We start from the raw sequence: 17,834 nt of genomic DNA, 5'->3' as shown, positions 1-17,834 counted from the left end.
TATTGCGCAAGGGGACGTACCAGCAGTTTCAACGGATTTCTTAAGCAGAAAATGCAGACACAAAAAAGGCGTACTGCAGATAGAAAGTGCCTTTTCTTACAAGCTCGAAGTTAAATTACTTCTTAGCTTCCGTCTGAGCCCTGAACAAATCACCGATAGTGCGTAAGGGGACGTACCAGCAGTTTCAACTGGCTTTTAAATCACAAACTGCAGACACAAAAAAGGCGCGTAAAACGCGCCTTTTTTAATCGCAGAGGATGCTATTACTTCTTAGCTTCCATCTGAGCCCTGAGCAAATCACCGATAGTGCGCAAGGGGACGTACCAGCAGTTTCAACTGGCTTTTAAATCACAAACAGAAGACACAAAAAAGGCGTACTGCAGATAGAAAGTGGCTTTTCTTACAAGCTCGAAGTTAAATTACTTCTTAGCTTCCATCTGAGCCCTGAACAAATCACCGATAGTGCGCAAGGGGACGTACCAGCAGTTTCAACGGATTTCTTAAGCAGAAATTGCAGACACAAAAAAAGGCGTACTGAGGTACGCCTTTTCTTACAAGCTCGAAGTTAAATTACTTCTTAGCTTCCATCTGAGCCCTGAACAAATCACCGATAGTGCGCAAGGGGACGTACCAGCAGTTTCAACTGGCTTTTAAATCACAAACTGCAGACACAAAAAAGGCGTACTGCAGATAGAAAGTGCCTTTTCTTACAAGCTCGAAGTTAAATTACTTCTTAGCTTCCGTCTGAGCCCTGAACAAATCACCGATAGTGCGTAAGGGGGCGTACCAGCAGTTTCAACTGGCTTTTAAATCACAAACTGCAGACACAAAAAAGGCGTACTGCAGATAGAAAGTGCCTTTTTCTTACAAGCTCGAAGTTAAATTACTTCTTCGCTTCCGTCTGAGCCCTGAACAAATCACCGATAGTGCGCAAGGGGACGTACCAGCAGTTTCAACTGGCTTTTAAATCACAAACTGCAGACACAAAAGAGGCGTACTGCAGATAGAAAGTGCCTTTTTCTTACAAGCTCGAAGTTAAATTACTTCTTAGCTTCAATCTGAGCCCTGAACAAATCACCGATAGTGCTCAAGGGGACGTACCAGCAGTTTCAACGGATTTCTTAAGCAGAAATTGCAGACACAAAAAAAGGCGTACTGCAGATAGAAAGTGCCTTTTTCTTACAAGCTCGAAGTTAAATTACTTCTTAGCTTCCATCTGAGCCCTGAACAAATCACCGATAGTGCTCAAGGGGACGTACCAGCAGTTTTAACGGATTTCTTAAGCAGAAATTGCAGACACAAAAAAAGGCGTACTGCAGATAGAAAGTGCCTTTTCTTACAAGCTCGAAGTTAAATTACTTCTTAGCTTCCATCTGAGCCCTGAACAAATCACCGATAGTGCGCAAGGGGACGTACCAGCAGTTTCAACTGGCTTTTAAATCACAAACTGCAGACACAAAAAAGGCGTACCGAGGTACGCCTTTTCTTACAAGCTCGAAGTTAAATTACTTCTTAGCTTCCATCTGAGCTTTGATCAGGTCACCGATAGTGGTTGGACCAGCAGTTTCAACTGGCTTCTCACTAACTGCTTTGATTGCAGCTTTTTCGTCAGCCTGGTCTTTAGCCTTAACAGACAGAGTGATCGCACGGTTACGACGATCCAGGTTAACGATCTTAGCTTCAACTTCGTCACCTTCTTTCAGAACAGTGCTCGCGTCTTCAACGCGGTCAATGCTGATGTCAGATGCTTTCAGTACGCCTTCGATGCCTTCAGCCAGTTCGATAACAGCAGCTTTAGCGTCTACAGACTTAACAGTACCGGTAACGATAGTGCCTTTTTCGTTTGCAGCAGCGTACTCAGAGAACGGATCGCTTTCCAGTTGCTTGATACCCAGAGAGATACGCTCTTTCTCAGCATCGATAGACAGGATAACGGCTTCAACTTCTTCGCTCTTCTTGTACTGACGCAGCGCTGTTTCGTTGTCAGCATCCCAAGAGATGTCAGACATGTGAACCAGACCGTCCAGATCGTTTTCCAGACCAACGAAGATACCGAAGTCAGTGATCGTCTTGATAGAACCGGTCACTTTGTCGCCAGCAGCATATTGCTCAGCGAAAGTTGTCCATGGGTTAGCAGCACACTGCTTGATACCCAGGGAGATACGACGACGATCTTCGTCTACGTCCAGGATCATAACTTCAACAGCATCACCTACCTGTACAACCTTGGATGGGTGGATGTTCTTGTTAGTCCAGGACATTTCAGAAACGTGTACCAGACCTTCAACGCCGTCTTCGATAGATGCGAAGCAGCCGTAGTCAGTCAGGTTAGTAACGCGAGCTTCAACCTTGCTACCTGCTGGGTAACGAGCCTTGATAGAGGCCCATGGATCTTCGCTCAGTTGCTTCAGACCCAGAGACAGACGGTTGTTCTCTTTGTCGAACTTGATGATCTTAACAGTGATTTCATCACCTGGAGTCAGCATGTCGCTTGGGTGAGAGATACGCTTCCAAGCCATGTCGGTGATGTGCAGCAGGCCGTCAACACCGCCCAGATCTACGAATGCACCGTAGTTGGTCAGGTTCTTAACGTAGCCCTTAACTTCCTGACCTTCTTCCAGAGTGGCCAGCAGTTCATCGCGCTGCGCGCTGTTAGCTTCTTGCAGAACCGCACGACGGGATACAACGATGTTGTTGCGCTTCTGGTCCAGCTTGATCAGTTTGAATTCAAGCTCTTTGCCTTCCAGGTGGTCAACGTCGCGTACTGGACGCACGTCTACCAGAGAACCCGGCAGGAAGCCTTGAATGTTGTTAACGTTAACGGTGAAACCACCTTTAACCTTGCCGCTGATGTAACCTTTAACAGTTTCTTCAGCATCGAATGCACTCTGCAGTACTTCCCAAGCTTCAGAACGCTTAGCTTTTTCACGGGACAGACGTGTTTCGCCGCTGCCGTCTTCAACGCTTTCCAGAGCAACCTTAACCATGTCACCAACTTGGATTTCAAGTTCGTTAGCATCGTTCAGGAACTGGTTGCGAGCAATGATTGCTTCAGACTTCAGGCCAGCGTTAACAGTAACCCAGTCGCTATCGATATCGATAACTTCACCCATAACCAGGGTGCCTGGAGTCATATCAACGTGTTGCAGGGATTCTTCAAATAATTCAGCAAAGCTTTCGGACATGTGTATTCCTATCCAGTAAATTCCGGGAAAACAAGAACTTACTTTGGTTAGCCTGTAACGTCAGCCGGAAACAGGGTCAGTTTTAGTATCTGTTTTCCGGCTGAATGGCTGACAATGGGCAACCGGAGTACAGATATAAGGGCGGTCATTATACAGCCGCTTTTGGCAAGTAGAAAGTAGCAGGTACGATAAAAATCGTAAAAGTCCCGGGGGATAATGGCTTTTTTCAGCAATTCAGCCCGAAAATACTGCTCCGGGCTGAAGGGCGGGGATCAGTTGGTCAGGTAAGCAAGGCGGGTGTAGAGGTTTTCCCTGCAGGGCTTGGAAACCACCTTCAGGTCATTGAGCAGGCCGGCAGGCATCAGGGCCTCGTTACGGGTTTTGAAAAACTCCACGGCCATCTGTTCTTCTTCTTTATTGTTGGCGGCAATGTCGACACCGTTGCCGATGCAAAAGGCATAGGCAGGTAAGTGCTCATTCACCACGTTATCGATCTGGTCCTGATCCAGCGCCAGTTTATTAATGGTAATAAAGCGACGGTATTCCTGAGCGGCAGCGGCTGACATACTTTCTATCTGGCGGCGGTTAAAGCGGCGGGTTTCCGCGTGGCCGGCCAGCAGTTGTTTAATGCGGGTGTGAATCAGGGAAATTTCTTCGTCGAGCGAGTAGGGCGCGTAGCGCTCATTGGTGCGCTTGTATTCTTCCAGCAGTTCAACCTGTGCCTGCAGGGTGATGACCTCGGCCTGCAGGTTGTCAATTTCCAGGCTCATCTTGCGGCGTTCGGAACGCAGTTTGGCGATAATTTTCTGATTCGGTGACAGGTTGGGGTTGGTGTCTATTGACGGGGCCAGATGAGCATCTTCCCCTTCAAGGTCGTACCGTGAGTCACCGGGCATGACGCTGTCGCCAAAGCTTTGCAGGCTTTTGTTGTTCTCTGCGGTCTGCGCCGTGAGGATGGTGTACAGCATATAGCCACCAATACCGAGCAGGATCAGCAATAAAGGTATTCCGATAATCAGTGCCAGCTTATTTTTGCTCAAGGACATATGCCTTCCCCGGTAGGTGTATGGTCTGTAACAAAATGTGCGGCGGATGTCTGGCCAGGTTTATTGTCTGGCCAGCAGTTTCTTATAGGTAACAGAAATAACATCCAGCAGTATTCTTCCTGTTTCGGCCAGAATGGCTTCAGCTTCAGGATTAATTATCCGGCCCTGGTCATCTTTCTCCAGTGTGTCTTCAAGATCGGAGAGTTTATCCAGTGCGGGTAACTGCTTGGCGGACCGGCGCTGATTCTCAATGTCCAGCTGCCAGGCTTCAGAAGCATCGCGCTCAGCCTGTAGCATTGTTTCATTGAGGGTGATCAGGTTGTCGTTTTTGATCTCAGTGATCCGGTCGATCTGAGCCTGCATGTAGCGGAAGTCCGGATCGGTTTTGATACGGGCTTTGTGGCGGGCAGTCAGCTCCGGCAACGTGCTGGACAGGCTGATGAACTGGCGGTGCGGTACAGGGTGAACCTGATCCCATGGCAGGGCACCGTCCAGTGCGCTTTCACCGATTTCATCCATGTCATACAGGGAAGGGAAGCGGATATCCGGCACAACACCTTTATGCTGGGTGCTGTCACCGGAAATGCGGTAGAACTTGGCGTGGGTCAGTTTCAGCTGGCCCTGACGTAAAGGCGAGAGGGTCTGTACGGTGCCTTTACCGAAGGTCTGGTTACCGACGATGATGCCCCGCTGGTAATCCTGAATGGCGCCGGCAAAGATTTCAGAGGCTGAAGCGCTCAGACGGTTTACCAGTACCGCCATCGGGCCGTGGTAGACAACCTTCGGATTAGAATCCTGCAGAATATTGACCCGGCCCTGCTGGTCGCGGATCTGTACGGTAGGGCCCCGGTTAATAAACAGGCCAACCAGTTCATTGGCTTCACGCAGTGAGCCGCCGCCATTGTCGCGCAGGTCGACAATCAGGCCGTCAATTTTATCTTCCCGCTGCAGTTCTTTAATCAGCCTTTCAACATCGCGGGTGGTGCTCTTGTAGTTGGAGTCGCCGGATTTCAGTGCGTTGAAATCAATATAGAAGGTAGGGATGCTGATGACACCAAGGCGATACGTGCTGCCGTCTCTTTCCAGCTCAATGACGCGTTTCTGGGCGGACTGTTCTTCCAGCTTTACCTTGTTGCGGATAATTGAAACGATCCGGCGGGTACCGTCTTCAGCGTCGGCGGGAATGACTTCCAGACGCACGGTGGTGCCTTTTGGCCCACGGATCAGGGCAACAACTTCATCCAGCCGCCAGCCGATAATGTCCTGAATTTCACCGCTGGCGCCCTGGCCAACGCCAACAATGACATCGGATGTTTTAATCTGACCGGTTTTTTCAGCCGGTCCTGCCGGTACCAGGCGAACAATCTTGGTGTTCTCATTTTCCGTTTGCAGTACCGCGCCGATGCCTTCCAGTGAAAGGCTCATGTTGATGTTGAAGTTCTCAGAGCGGCGGGGCGAAAAGTACTGAGTGTGCGGGTCAAACTGCTGGGCAAACGCATTTGCGTAACTCTGGAATACGTCTTCAGGGTTAGTCTGTTCCACCCGGGTGAGCTGATTTTTATAACGTTTGAGCAGGGTTTCTCTGGCGTCGGCAATGTCTTTGCCGGCCAGTTTAAGGTTCAGCAGTGTACTCTTCAGGCGCTTGCGCCAGAATTCATCCATCTCCGCCTTGTTGGTGGTCCACTGGCTGTTGCTGCGGTCTGTCATCAGGGATTCATCAACGGTGAAGTCGATTTCCGTGTCCGGGCTTTCCAGCTTGCCTATAAGATACGTCAGGCGCTCTGTGATGCGCTGCTGATAGCGGTTAAAGATCTCAAAGCCGGCGTCCAGATTGCCGGCCTTAATCTGGTCATCCAACAGCGTGCGGTAGGGCTCAAAGCTTTTGATGTCGTCAGCAAAGAAATAGGCTTTGCTGGGATCAAGGTTATCAACAAAACTGTCCAGAACCTTGCTGGAGAGAGAGTCGTCGACAGTAATGTCGGAATAGTGATCATCAACCAGGGAGCTGGCAATATCGCGGATGACCTGGCTGTGAACCGGTTCAGGTGTCAGTTGTGGGCTGACAGCAGCCTGAGCGGGCAGGCTGCTCAGAAGCAGGATCAGGCCACCAAGGGCGGCTTGTTTTACGTGCGTAACTAACTGGCTGGTGCTCAAGGTCAATATTCCTGTATAGCTTCAACTATAACTTCAACAAAATGAAACCCGGTAATGCATTCCTGGGCGGGATGGCCGTCAGGTAATGGTTTCTTACTGGTTAAGACCTGTAAACCGTTTTTTAGGTTCCCTAAGTTTAACTCCTGGTTCCGAGTGTAGTCTTCGCCTGTGCTGATGTAAATTCAATCACTTACTGATATAGAATATCAATTTCCCCTGGCAGAACGCAGATAATGCACTCATCATGGGTAGCCTTCGTGTCATGGCTACTGCAAACTGATACGCTGGCAGGGTAAGTTTAGTTCTCAGTAAAGTGTCGGAGTTCCGGGCGCTTTTATCAGGGTAAATATGTTAAGACAGATTAAATATGCTGCGGTGTTCAGTGTGATCAGCAGTGTGATGCTGCTGGCCGGTTGTGGCGATGATCAGAATGAGGCTGAGTTCCGGCGTCAGCTGATCGAGAAAGCACTGAACGATGATGTAAAGAAAGAAGGTGTGGCATTTCTGGCTGAAAATAAACAGCAGCCAGGGATTCAGGAAACCGCAGACGGGCTGCAATATCTGGTTATACAGCCGGGCAGTGGCGACAAGCCCCGGTTGCAGGACAGTGTAAAAGTGCATTATCAGGGCTGGCGGGTTGACGGCGAGCTGTTTGAAAGCACGCTTGAGCAGGGTGAACCGTCGGAATTTCCTTTGGGCGGTGTTATTAAAGGCTGGCGTAAAGCTTTGCTGATGATGCCTGCCGGTGCTAAATGGAAAATCTTTTTGCCGTCTGAACTGGCATATGGCGCGATTAGTCCGAATGAAAAAATACCGGCTAACTCGGCGCTGATATTTGAAATTGAATTACTGGAGATAGTGCCTGCACAGCAGGCTGAATGATTATGCTTAAGAATGAATTTAATCAACGGCTATTTGAGTTTTTAGCGGCGTCTCCGACCCCTTTTCATGCGGTCAGCGAAATGCGTGGCAGGCTGCAGGAAGCCGGCTTTGTTGAGCTGGAAGAACAGAATGCCTGGTCTGTGAAGGCCGGTGGCCGGTATTTTCTGGTCAGAAACGACTCCGCAATTGTTGCCTGGCAGATGCCGGCGGACGGTGGCTTAGCGGAACGCGGATTCCGGATGGTGGGCGCACATACTGACAGCCCCTGCCTGCGGGTGAAACCAAACCCGGTGCTGCTGCGTCAGGGTTGCGTCAACCTTGGGGTGGAAGTCTATGGCGGTGTGCTTTTAAATCCGTGGTTTGACCGTGATTTATCACTGGCTGGCCGGGTCAGCTATCTGGCAAAAAATGGTGACGTCTGCAGTGCGCTGATCAATTTTGTTAAACCGATCGCTATTATTCCAAGCCTGGCGATTCATCTGGATCGCACCGCAAACAGCGAGCGCAGTGTTAACCCGCAGACCGATATTCCGCCGCTGCTGGCGCAGGTACAGGTAGAGGGTGATGAATTTGATTTCCGGGCGATGCTGAAAGCTGAGCTGGCCCGTGATGATATCGATGATGTCGATAAGATTCTCGACTACGAGCTGAGCTTTTATGATGTACAGGGTCCCGGTTATGTCGGCCTGAATGAAGAGTTTATGGCGTCGGCGCGGCTGGATAATCTGCTCAGTTGTTTTATCGGGCTGGAGGCGCTGATTGAATCTGATTCTGAAGAAGGTGCGCTGTTAATCTGTAATGATCATGAAGAGGTTGGCAGCCTGAGTGCCTGTGGCGCGCAGGGGCCGATGCTGATGAATCTGCTGGAACGTTTAATGCCGGATAACGAACTGCGAAACCGTGCACTGGCCAACTCAATGATGGTATCTGCCGATAACGCCCATGCGGTGCATCCGAACTTTGCGGATAAGCATGATGCTAATCATGGTCCGAAGCTGAATGCCGGTCCGGTTATCAAGATCAATAATAACCAGCGTTACGCCACTAACAGTGAAACAGCGGCTATTTTCCGGAACCTGGCGGATCTGGAAGATGTGCCGGTACAGAGTTTCGTGGTCCGTACAGACATGGGTTGCGGCAGCACCATTGGTCCGATTACCTCAGGTGAGCTGGGCGTAAAGACCATTGATGTGGGCGCGCCTCAGTATGCGATGCATTCTATCCGGGAAATCTGTGGCAGTGATGACGCAGTGAATCTTGCCCGTATCCTGCAGCGTTTCTACCGTCTGGAGAAAATCTGACGGCTAACGGTCTGTCGGATATCTGAGAAACCGCCTTCGGGCGGTTTTTTGTTGTCTGCGGTTACGTGAGTAAGAGGGGGCTGTCCCATTTCATGGCTGGCAAGATCCGGTTTTATCTCGCTACGGCCGGTTCAACCCGAACCGGAAACCTGTAGTGCTTGATTGTGATGATGGATATACAGGAAAGAATTGGTCGGGGCAGCAGGATGACCATCGCAAAAAGCACGATGTTGTTTCGCTGCGCTTAACTCGAACCAGAGATCTGTAGTGCTTGATTGTGATGATGGATATACAGGAAAGAATTGGTCGGGGCAGCAGGATGACCATCGCAAAAAGCGCGATGTTGTTTCGCTTCGCTTAACTCGAACCAGAGGTGTGTCGTTTTAGTCGATGGAGATTTGAATATGAGAAGTAAGTGGTCGGGGCAGTAGGATGACCATCGCAAAAAGCGCGATGTTGTTTCGCTTCGCTTAACTCGAACCAGAGATCTGTAATGCTTGATTGTGATGATGGATATACAGGAAAGAATTGGTCGGGGCAGCAGGATGACCATCGCAAAAAGCGCGATGTTGTTTCGCTTCGCTTAACTCGAACCAGAGATGTGTCGTTTTAGTCGATGGAGATTTGAATATGAGAAGTAAGTGGTCGGGGCAGCAGGATGACCATCGCAAAAAGCGCGATGTTGTTTCGCTTCGCTTAACTCGAACCAGAGATCTGTAGTGCTTGATTGTGATGATGGATATACAGGAAAGAATTGGTCGGGGCAGCAGGATTCGAACCTACGACCCTCTGCTCCCAAAGCAGATGCGCTACCAGGCTGCGCTATGCCCCGACGATTAGCTGTTTATACACGGCTGAGTGTTGAGAAGTGGTCGGGGCAGCAGGATTCGAACCTACGACCCTCTGCTCCCAAAGCAGATGCGCTACCAGGCTGCGCTATGCCCCGACGATTAGCTGTTTATACACGGCTGAGTGTTGAAGAAGTGGTCGGGGCAGCAGGATTCGAACCTACGACCCTCTGCTCCCAAAGCAGATGCGCTACCAGGCTGCGCTATGCCCCGACGATTAAACGGTTTATACACTGTTTAAGTGTTTCAGAAGGTCCACTTTAAAAAAGTGGTCGGGGCAGCAGGATTCGAACCTACGACCCTCTGGTCCCAAACCAGATGCGCTACCAGGCTGCGCTATGCCCCGTCTTCTGTGTTCTGATGGCTCCTCGAGCTGGACTCGAACCAGCGACCAATAGATTAACAGTCTACTGCTCTACCAACTGAGCTATCGAGGAATGTTATCCATCAAAACGTTACTAGTTTAAGCAGAATTGGCTCCTCGAGCTGGACTCGAACCAGCGACCAATAGATTAACAGTCTACTGCTCTACCAACTGAGCTATCGAGGAACTGCTTAACTAGTGGCGGCGTATGTTAATGATCAGCCCTATGGGCGTCAAGCACTTACGTTAAAAAGTTTTTCATTCAACAGAAATAATGGTTTGCGGTGATTTGCCGGCGTGCTGCAGGCGGCTTTTTTAAAGGCGGTCTGTAAACTGTTGTAAATCAGAAAACACTTTATGAGAACACAAAATACCCCTGCCGGAGTTTCGGTGCGCGGCGTATTTCTGTATAACGTGGAGTTTGAGCGGGGTTTATTCTCCTGCGGATGTGAAGATTGGCTTGCTAGGATTTAGTTATATGACGATGATTCCCGGAAAAGATGCGCCTTTAGAGGAGTCGATTGAAACAATGTCTGCTCAGTTAGAGGCTCTGGGCTTCGATATAGAGCAGGCACAATGGCTGAATCCTGTCCCGAATGTGTGGTCTGTACTGATCCGCGACCGTCACTGTCCGCTTCTGTTTACCAATGGCAAGGGGGCCAGTAAAGAGGCCGCTCTGGCCAGTGCGCTGGGTGAATATTTTGAACGCCTCAGCTGTAACTCTTTCTTTACCGACTATTATCTGGGGCAGGAAGTTGCCGAAGGCGACTTTGTTCACTACCCGAATGAGCGCTGGTTTGATGTCAGCGGTGAAGACATCCCGGAAGGGCTTTTTGATGAGCCGACCCTGCAGCATTACAATTTACATGATGACCTGACCGCGCCAGGCCTGATCGATACTAACTCAGGCAACTCAGGCCGGGGTATCTGCGCAATACCCTTTACCCGCCAGCGTACCGGCGATGAAGTCTGGATTCCGGTAAACATCATCGGCAACCTCTATATAAGTAATGGCGCTGCTGCCGGCAACAGTGTCGCGGAAGCCCGGGTACAGGCGTTATCCGAAATATTTGAACGTCATATTAAAAACACCATCATTACTTCCGGCATCAGTCTGCCGGAAATTCCGGAACATATTATCAACCGCTACCCGCAGGTAGTGGATGCCCTTAACGCCTTGCGTGATTACGGCTATGTAGTGCTGGTGCGGGATGCATCCCTGGGCGGTAAATACCCGATGGTGAATGTAACCCTGATTAACCCTGATGATGGCGGTTGCTGTGCGTCATTCGGTGCGCATCCCAAGTTTGAGGTGGCGCTAGAGCGGACGATCACTGAACTGCTGCGGGGCAGGGCGCTTAATTCGCTGGCAGATTTTCCGCCGCCGAGCTTTAATCTGGCCGACGTGGCCGATTCGCAGAACCTTGAAGCGCATTTTATCGACTCCAGCGGCGTGGTGGCCTGGGATCTGTTCTCCCGGGATACGGACTACGAGTTTGTAGAATGGAATGTGGAAGGTGACAGTCAGGCGGAATTTGAGCACCTCTGTAACCTGATCCATAAAGTGGATATGGATATTTACATTGCCGACTACGAACATCTGAATGTATACACCTGCCGGATCATTGTGCCGGGTATGTCAGAGATTTATCCGGTGGATGATCTGGTATCCAACAACAATAATGCCGGGGTTGAATACCGTGAAGGGCTGCTGGATCTGGCTAACTTCGATAAAGATCAGGGCGCCGATTTACTGGTCGACCTGAATACCGAAGGCTTCGATGATAAACAGCTGGTGGCTGAACTGATAGGTATCGTGGCGGATAAAGGCACTGCCTGGAGCACCCTGCGGATTGGCGAACTGAAGTGTTTGCTGCATTTACAGCAGGGAAATCTGGCGGATGCGCTGGACTGGTGTCACTGGCAGCTGGAAAACGCCCGGCTGCAAGAGTCGCGGGAAGCGCTGTACCGGTGCCTGTATCAGTGTCTGCAGTTTTCACTGGATGCCGAACGGGACTTTGCTGACTACAGCGGTCTGCTTGAGCAGGTCTATGGTCAGGCGCTGATGGAACGGGTATCTGAAATGCTGACCGGCGAGCGGATTTTCAGGGATTTCCCTGCCAGCACGCTGAGCCTTGAAGGTTTTACCGCCCATCAGAAAATGCTGGAAGTGTACGACCGTCTGCAGTCCGCCAAGCGTGCCTCTGGCTGACATTTAACCGCCCGCGAATCGCTGTTGTTTTTGAAAAGGCCGTTTTCCCCAAAACGGCCTTTTTGCTACTTGGTCAGGCGGTCTATTTCCGTTATTATCTTCGGCTATTTTATGCTTTTGTCTGGCTGCGTTTTCTGGCTTTAAGGGCCTGTTATTTGCTTACCAAGAGCGTTGACCTTAGTTAATGTCAGGCATTCAGTATGTCTGTCAGGAGATTTGATTCTCGATGCTTTTTAACAAGCTTCCCGAAGACCTGTTCCTGCCCCTTGCCGGCCAGAACCGTCAAATCTATCAGGCGGTATTGCTCGACCTTGCTGATCAGTTCTTTGATGAAGATCTGGTTGATCCCTTTGTACCGAAAGATCTGATCCGTTCTTCCATTGAAGACACCGTTGTTAAACTGGGGGTGCGGCGCTGGGAGCCGGAAGAAAATGATTCGGAAGCCGAACAGGAAGCGCCCCGTTCCACTGCTGAATACACCAGCCGGATTTATCGCCGTTTAGTGGTGACCGGCTGGCTGGAGGAAGAGCAGCGTATTTACCGTACCTTTGTACTGCTGTCGCCGGCCAACAGTTACCTGTTGCGGACGCTGGTATCGATCAATAATCTGGAAAAACGCAGCTACGGTGGCGCGGTACTGAACGTACTGAGCTCACTGGAAGCGGCCATCAATGATCCGGCCGGCCGGGGGATTACCCTGCAGGAAGCGGCACAGACGGCGTCTGATTTCAGTGCCCACCTGACGGACATGATGCTTGGTCTGCGGGAGCTGAAAATCAGCCTGGCGGCCACCAAGAATCCGCAGGAGATTGTGCGTAACTTCTTCGACCACTTCGTGGCGCACATTCTGGTATCCGATTACAAAACCCTGAAGACCAAAAACAACCCGTTCCGTTTCCGCCGTCAGATTCTCACGCAACTGCGTGAACTGCAGTTTGATACGCCTAAGGTGGGGTTGCTGAGCGTTCACTATCAGGAACAGTTCGAAACCGGCTATGACGACGCCGAAGCCATGGTGCACAGTCATATCAACCGGATTATCCGGATATTTGAATCCGTGGATCAGCGTCTGGCGACCATCGATGACTTCCGGTACCGGCTGGAAAAACGTGTGGCGGATACCGTCCGTTACATGGACAAAACCACACCGGGAATGAGTGCCCGCCTGTCACGGGTGATTACCGATGCGGCACAGCTGGATCAGCGTAAGCTACCGAAGCTGGAAACCCTTGAGGAAACTGGCTTTCTGGCACCGGGCAGTGTGCGCTCGCCGGTTCGCCGCCGGGTAGCAACCAAGCCACGGGTGATTCAGCAGGACATCATTGATCCGCGGGTGCTGGAAATGCGTCAGCTGTTCAAAGAGTACAAAGCCCGCCGGGAAGTGCGCCCGGAAAAGATCGAAGATTACATCGAACGTCATCTGCTGGGCGAGACACAGATCTCTGCCGGTCAGTTTACGATCGACAGCATTGAAGACTACATCTGCTTCAGTTATCTGAGGCATATGCGTTCCCTGGGTAAGAAGGGGCGCACTACCGCTAATAAATACGATATTCAGTTCAGCGATACATATGTCAATGTCGCCGATATGGTTGAGTGTCGCGACTTCAGTATTCAGAGACGATAAACATGTTAGGTGATCTGCAGAAAATCATAGCCCGCAGCGATCAGTATCAGGAAGAAGGCTTCGTGCATGCTGCCAATCTGCTGCTGGTGAATCAGTTTTTATACGCTGAGCGTTCAGGCCACCGTGACAGTTACTTTCTGGTAGCGTCGCATGTGGATTATTTTACCAACCTGTTTGCCGCACTGGGCTGGTCGTTTGTGTACCAGCCGGACGAAGCCTTTCTGGGGATTCTGCCTCAGGGCGATGAACGTTTTATGCGCCTGAAACTGGATGAATCATTCTTCCTGCTGTGCCTGCGCCAGCAATATGAAGAAAAACTGGAAGCCTTTGAAGTTGAAGGCGGGCGTGCCTACATTACCTCGAATGATTTGCTGACGGTCTATGAAAACCTCACCGGCAAAGACATCCCGAACGAAACCCGCTTAAAGGAAATCCTGTCGCTGTTCAGCCGCCACGGTGTTATTGAGCGGGGCAAGCCCCACGAAACAGACCCGAAAAACATTCCGCTGACCATTAACCCGACGATCCGTCAGGTGGTGGTGGAAGACTTTATCGGCCAGCTTGAAGCCCTGTGTGAAGATGCCGAACAAACTCCTGCAGCTGAGGCGGCAGAGAGCACTGACGCTCCGGCGGAAGATCAGCCGGCAGAAGAGACGCCTGCAGCATCCGATGAAGCGGAACAGACCACAGAAGCAGCGCCGTCAGATGTACAGGCGAACACGCTTACTGAAGAGGTAACCCCGGAGGAGCCGGTACAATGAAACAGTTAAATCGCATCGTACTGGTTAACTGGTATGTTCTGGGTGCCGTAGAGGTACCGATTAAAGGCAACGTCGCGGTCGTCGGGCCAAACGGTTCCGGTAAGTCATCCCTGCTGGATGCCATTCAAACCGTACTGATGGGCGGTAACAAGCGTTACCTGAGCTTTAACGCCAGCGCCGGTGACAAGAGTGAGCGTAGCCTGCGAACCTACTGCCTGGGCTTTATGGATGACTCGGGTAAGAAAGACAATGCCCGTCAGGATTCCATCAGCTATCTGGCGCTGAGCTTCTACGATACCGAAACCGGCAAGGAAACCTGTGTCGGTCTGGCCATCAGTGCCTCGCTGTCATCGCCGGAAGAAGAAATTCTGGGCCGTTTTATCCTGCCTGATTTTTCCGTCAGCCTGGAAGATTTTACCGACAAAAAAGACGGCGGCCGGCTGCCGAAAGAATGGCCGGAAGTGCGTGAGAGCCTGCTGAAACAGTGCCCGGACATGAAGCTGGAAAAACGTGCCAGCCGCTTTATCCGTGAGCTGGTCACCGAACTCAGCTACGACCCGCAAATGCCGAACGACGACGAGAAGTTTGTGAAGAACTTCCGTAACGCGCTGAAATTTGTGCCGATCAACAGTCCGACCCGTTTTATCCGTGAATTCGTGCTGGATGAAAACATCGTCCACGTCGGCGCGTTCCGAAAATCCCTGGATGAATACCGGGTGATGGAACAGAAGACCCGTGAAGTAGCCAACCGCATTGGCGAACTGGAGAAGGTTCAGGAGCAGTGCAAAGGCATTCACCGCAACGTTAAGAACTCGGCGGAATACGAGTGGGTGGTGCATGAGACCCGTTTTGAACACGCCGACTTGAAAAAGGAAGGTGCCCAGGACCGTCTGGAAGCCAATCAGGAAAAAGAAACCCAGTTACAGACAGATCTGGAAGCCAACAGCGAACAGCTGAATACGGTAATGCAGAATCTGGCGGAAGCACGCGCGGAACTGAATAACACCGACAGCGCCCACAAGGTTAAAGCACTGGAAAACTCCATTGATGCCAAGCAGCACGAGCTGAATGTGGTCAAAGAGAAGATCCAGAACGTCTACAGCCTGCTGCGCTCAACCGTTACCTTCTCTAACTTCCAGCAGTTCCTGCCTTCAAGCTTTATTCCTGTGGTTCAGGAGTCGGTTGCCCTGTGGCGCTCCGGCGAAGACATGATGGCGGAAGCCTGGCCGCTGGAACCGGTGAACGTGGATAACAACCTTGAGAAGCTCAAGGGCAGCATCGACGAAGTACGCCGTGAAATTTCCCGCCGGTTTGAAGCCTCGGTGATTCGCATGAATGAACTGCGTACCGAGATTCAGAACCAGCGCAGTGCCGTTGAACAGCTGAAAGAAGGTCACGCGCCATTACGTCGCAATACCCGCGAGCTGATGCAGCTGCTGAACGATTATGGCATTCAGTCCACCCCGATCTGTGAGCTGGTGGACATCAACGATGAGAAATGGCGCATTGCTATCGAGAGTTTCCTGGGCGCACGCCGTGAAGCCCTGATCGTTGATCCTGACCGGGTGAAAGAAGCGATTACGCTTTACCGCCGTAAAGGCCGCCATCTGAAAGGCTGCCGGATCGTTAACACCACCAAGAGCCACGAATGGCTGAACCGCAGCAAGCCAAACTCACTGGCGGAATTTGTGGATTGCCAGACCGACGATGCCAAAGCCTATATGAACCGGGCGCTGGGTGCTGTGATCGCGGTGGAAACCGAAGCGGAACTGATCCGTCAGGAACGGGCACTGACCTACGACTGCATGTTGCAGACCGAAGGTACCACTACCGCCATCCGTGAAGAAACACCAATGCTGGGCAGCGGCGGTGGCCGCCGTCAGCATCAGCTGCAGCAGCAGGGCCGTCAGGTCGATGAAATGATGGCTGAGTTCAGCGTGCTGAACAAAGACCATGAAGATCTGGATAACCTCAAAGAAAATCTGGTCCGCATGACCACCGGGCTGACCGGTGTCGGCGAGCGGGTTTTCGATCTGGCCAACCAGCGTGACATGCTGCACAGCGAAATTGACGGTTACCGTCAGGGCATTACCGACCTGCGTAACCAGGACGACAGCGGTGTACAGCAGCGCATCTCTGATCTGGTAGACGCACAGAAGCAGGCACAGGATCAGCAGAAGAAGCTGATGGATAAACTGCAGACCACCCGTACCAGCCTGATTAAAGATAACGCCTCGCTGGAACTGCTGGATAAAGAACTGGTAGAACATGCGGCTGCACGGGGCAAGTGTGAAGATGATGCGAATTTTGATGCACAGTCCGCGCAGGAAAAACGTGACTACATGGATGAATCCTGCTCCGGTGATCTGGACCGGATCATCTTTGAATCGGCCAAAAAGGCCCAGTCTGAACTGGGTCTGATCGAGAAGAAAAAGAATTCCGTCCGTGACGGTGTGGCTCAGTACAAGGCCCGTTACCACGGTTCCGGCCTGAGCCATCAGGAACTGGATAAAGTTACCCCGGACTCCACTCACGAACAGCTGGAGCGTTTCGTCAACGATACCATTCAGTCCCTGCGTGACAGTGAACTGGCGGAATACACCGAGAAAGCTGAACGGGCCCGTCTGGAAGCGGAAACCTCATTCCGTTCCGACTTCGTGGCTCACCTGAAAGATCAGATCGACAAGATCAAAGAACTGATCCGCGAACTGAACGCCCACCTGAAGAACCGTCCGTTCCATAAAGAGCGTTACGGCTTTGAAATGACACCGAACCCGGAACTGAAAGACATTCTGGAGCTGGTGGAGGCGTACACTAAGATGGATCAGGCCAATGTTGGTAGCCTGTTTGATCTGCAGCATGATCAGGACAAACCGCATCAGGATGCGCTGGCGAAGATCCACGAAGTACTGAAAGACGAAGGTGAAAGCAGCCTGCTGCAGGATTACCGTAACTTCTACAACTTCGAACTGGTGATCAAAGATCTGGACGGCAACCGCAAGACCACCCTGAGTCAGCGGATCAAGACAGGTTCCGGTGGTGAGCACCAGGTACCGTTCTACGTGGCCATTGCCGCCGCGATGGGTGCTACCTACCGTCTGCGTGACAGTGCGGATGGCGTGACGCTGGGCGGCTTCAGCCTGTCGGTATTCGATGAAGCATTCAACAAGCTGGATGCTGAGAACACCCAGACATCACTGGGCTTCATGAGCGATCTGGGTCTGCAAACCCTGATTGCCGCGCCGGATGATAAGTACTCGCTGATGGCGACCACCATGGATACGGTTATCAACGTATGCCGTGATGGTCGGGTGGTGGATATCGACGTTGAATTCCCGACCCCGAAAGGCAAGGAGCTGCTTAACTCAGATAACCCGTTCCGTCTGGCAGCCAGGAATACGGCGGAATCTGAAGACGTTGGTGAGCTGGAACCTGCCTAGGTTCCGGCAGCCGC

At 51.4% G+C, this 17,834-nt stretch carries 9 protein-coding genes and 6 tRNA genes; 6 read left to right on the top strand and 9 right to left on the bottom strand.

Annotated elements, in window-relative coordinates; genetic code table 11:
• Nucleotides 1–1,505: 1,505 nt before the first annotated feature.
• From rpsA to PCI15_RS15645, 3 genes are all read right to left on the bottom strand, one after another.
• Nucleotides 1,506–3,185, bottom strand: a complete 1,680-nt coding sequence (gene rpsA / locus PCI15_RS15655) for a 30S ribosomal protein S1 (RefSeq protein ID WP_271270869.1) — start codon at nt 3,183–3,185, stop codon at nt 1,506–1,508.
• Between the two features lie 272 nt (nt 3,186–3,457).
• The gene (locus PCI15_RS15650) at nt 3,458–4,231 is read right to left on the bottom strand and encodes a hypothetical protein (RefSeq protein ID WP_271270868.1); all 774 of its coding nucleotides are present in this window, start codon (nt 4,229–4,231) and stop codon (nt 3,458–3,460) included.
• Between the two features lie 60 nt (nt 4,232–4,291).
• On the bottom strand, nt 4,292–6,385 hold the full coding sequence (locus PCI15_RS15645; RefSeq protein ID WP_271270867.1) for a carboxy terminal-processing peptidase: 2,094 nt from the start codon (nt 6,383–6,385) through the stop codon (nt 4,292–4,294).
• A gap of 348 nt (nt 6,386–6,733) precedes the next feature.
• Here PCI15_RS15645 and bamJ point away from each other — a divergent pair, with 348 nt between their 5' ends.
• Nucleotides 6,734–7,267, top strand: coding sequence for a BamJ family beta-barrel-assembly machinery protein (gene bamJ / locus PCI15_RS15640; RefSeq protein ID WP_271270866.1), 534 nt, complete (start codon nt 6,734–6,736; stop codon nt 7,265–7,267).
• 2 nt (nt 7,268–7,269) lie between these two features.
• A complete protein-coding gene (locus PCI15_RS15635; protein ID WP_271270865.1) occupies nt 7,270–8,568 on the top strand; it encodes a M18 family aminopeptidase in 1,299 nt (432 codons plus the stop codon).
• A gap of 755 nt (nt 8,569–9,323) precedes the next feature.
• Here PCI15_RS15635 and PCI15_RS15630 read toward each other — a convergent pair.
• The 6 genes from PCI15_RS15630 to PCI15_RS15605 all read right to left on the bottom strand — a co-directional run bounded on the left by PCI15_RS15630 (nt 9,324) and on the right by PCI15_RS15605 (nt 9,966).
• Nucleotides 9,324–9,400, bottom strand: a tRNA-Pro gene (locus tag PCI15_RS15630).
• A gap of 37 nt (nt 9,401–9,437) precedes the next feature.
• A tRNA-Pro gene (locus tag PCI15_RS15625) sits at nt 9,438–9,514 on the bottom strand.
• Nucleotides 9,515–9,552: 38 nt separating this feature from the next.
• Nucleotides 9,553–9,629 (bottom strand) — tRNA-Pro (locus PCI15_RS15620).
• A 56-nt stretch (nt 9,630–9,685) separates the two neighbouring features.
• Nucleotides 9,686–9,762 (bottom strand) — tRNA-Pro (locus PCI15_RS15615).
• Nucleotides 9,763–9,777: 15 nt separating this feature from the next.
• A tRNA-Asn gene (locus PCI15_RS15610) sits at nt 9,778–9,853 on the bottom strand.
• 37 nt (nt 9,854–9,890) lie between these two features.
• Nucleotides 9,891–9,966, bottom strand: a tRNA-Asn gene (locus PCI15_RS15605).
• A gap of 292 nt (nt 9,967–10,258) precedes the next feature.
• On the opposite strand from PCI15_RS15605, the gene ycaO reads away from it, so the two are divergent.
• The 4 genes from ycaO to PCI15_RS15585 all read left to right on the top strand — a co-directional run bounded on the left by ycaO (nt 10,259) and on the right by PCI15_RS15585 (nt 17,820).
• Nucleotides 10,259–11,992 (top strand): 30S ribosomal protein S12 methylthiotransferase accessory factor YcaO, encoded by a 1,734-nt coding sequence (ycaO, locus tag PCI15_RS15600; RefSeq protein WP_271270864.1) that lies wholly within the window; start codon nt 10,259–10,261, stop codon nt 11,990–11,992.
• 226 nt (nt 11,993–12,218) lie between these two features.
• Entirely contained in the window at nt 12,219–13,619 is a 1,401-nt protein-coding gene (locus PCI15_RS15595) for a Wadjet anti-phage system protein JetA family protein (protein ID WP_271270863.1), read from the top strand.
• Nucleotides 13,620–13,621: 2 nt separating this feature from the next.
• Entirely contained in the window at nt 13,622–14,380 is a 759-nt protein-coding gene (locus PCI15_RS15590) for a DUF4194 domain-containing protein (protein WP_271270862.1), read from the top strand.
• Nucleotides 14,377–17,820 (top strand): SbcC/MukB-like Walker B domain-containing protein, encoded by a 3,444-nt coding sequence (locus tag PCI15_RS15585; protein WP_271270861.1) that lies wholly within the window; start codon nt 14,377–14,379, stop codon nt 17,818–17,820. Before PCI15_RS15590 ends, PCI15_RS15585 begins: the two co-directional genes overlap by 4 nt.
• Nucleotides 17,821–17,834: the final 14 nt, after the last annotated feature.

This window comes from Aliamphritea hakodatensis (assembly GCF_024347195.1).
GTDB classification, from domain to species: domain Bacteria; phylum Pseudomonadota; class Gammaproteobacteria; order Pseudomonadales; family Balneatricaceae; genus Amphritea; species Amphritea hakodatensis.
Note: the sequence above shows the minus strand (reverse complement) of the source record. Positions and strands in the feature narration are given on the sequence as shown.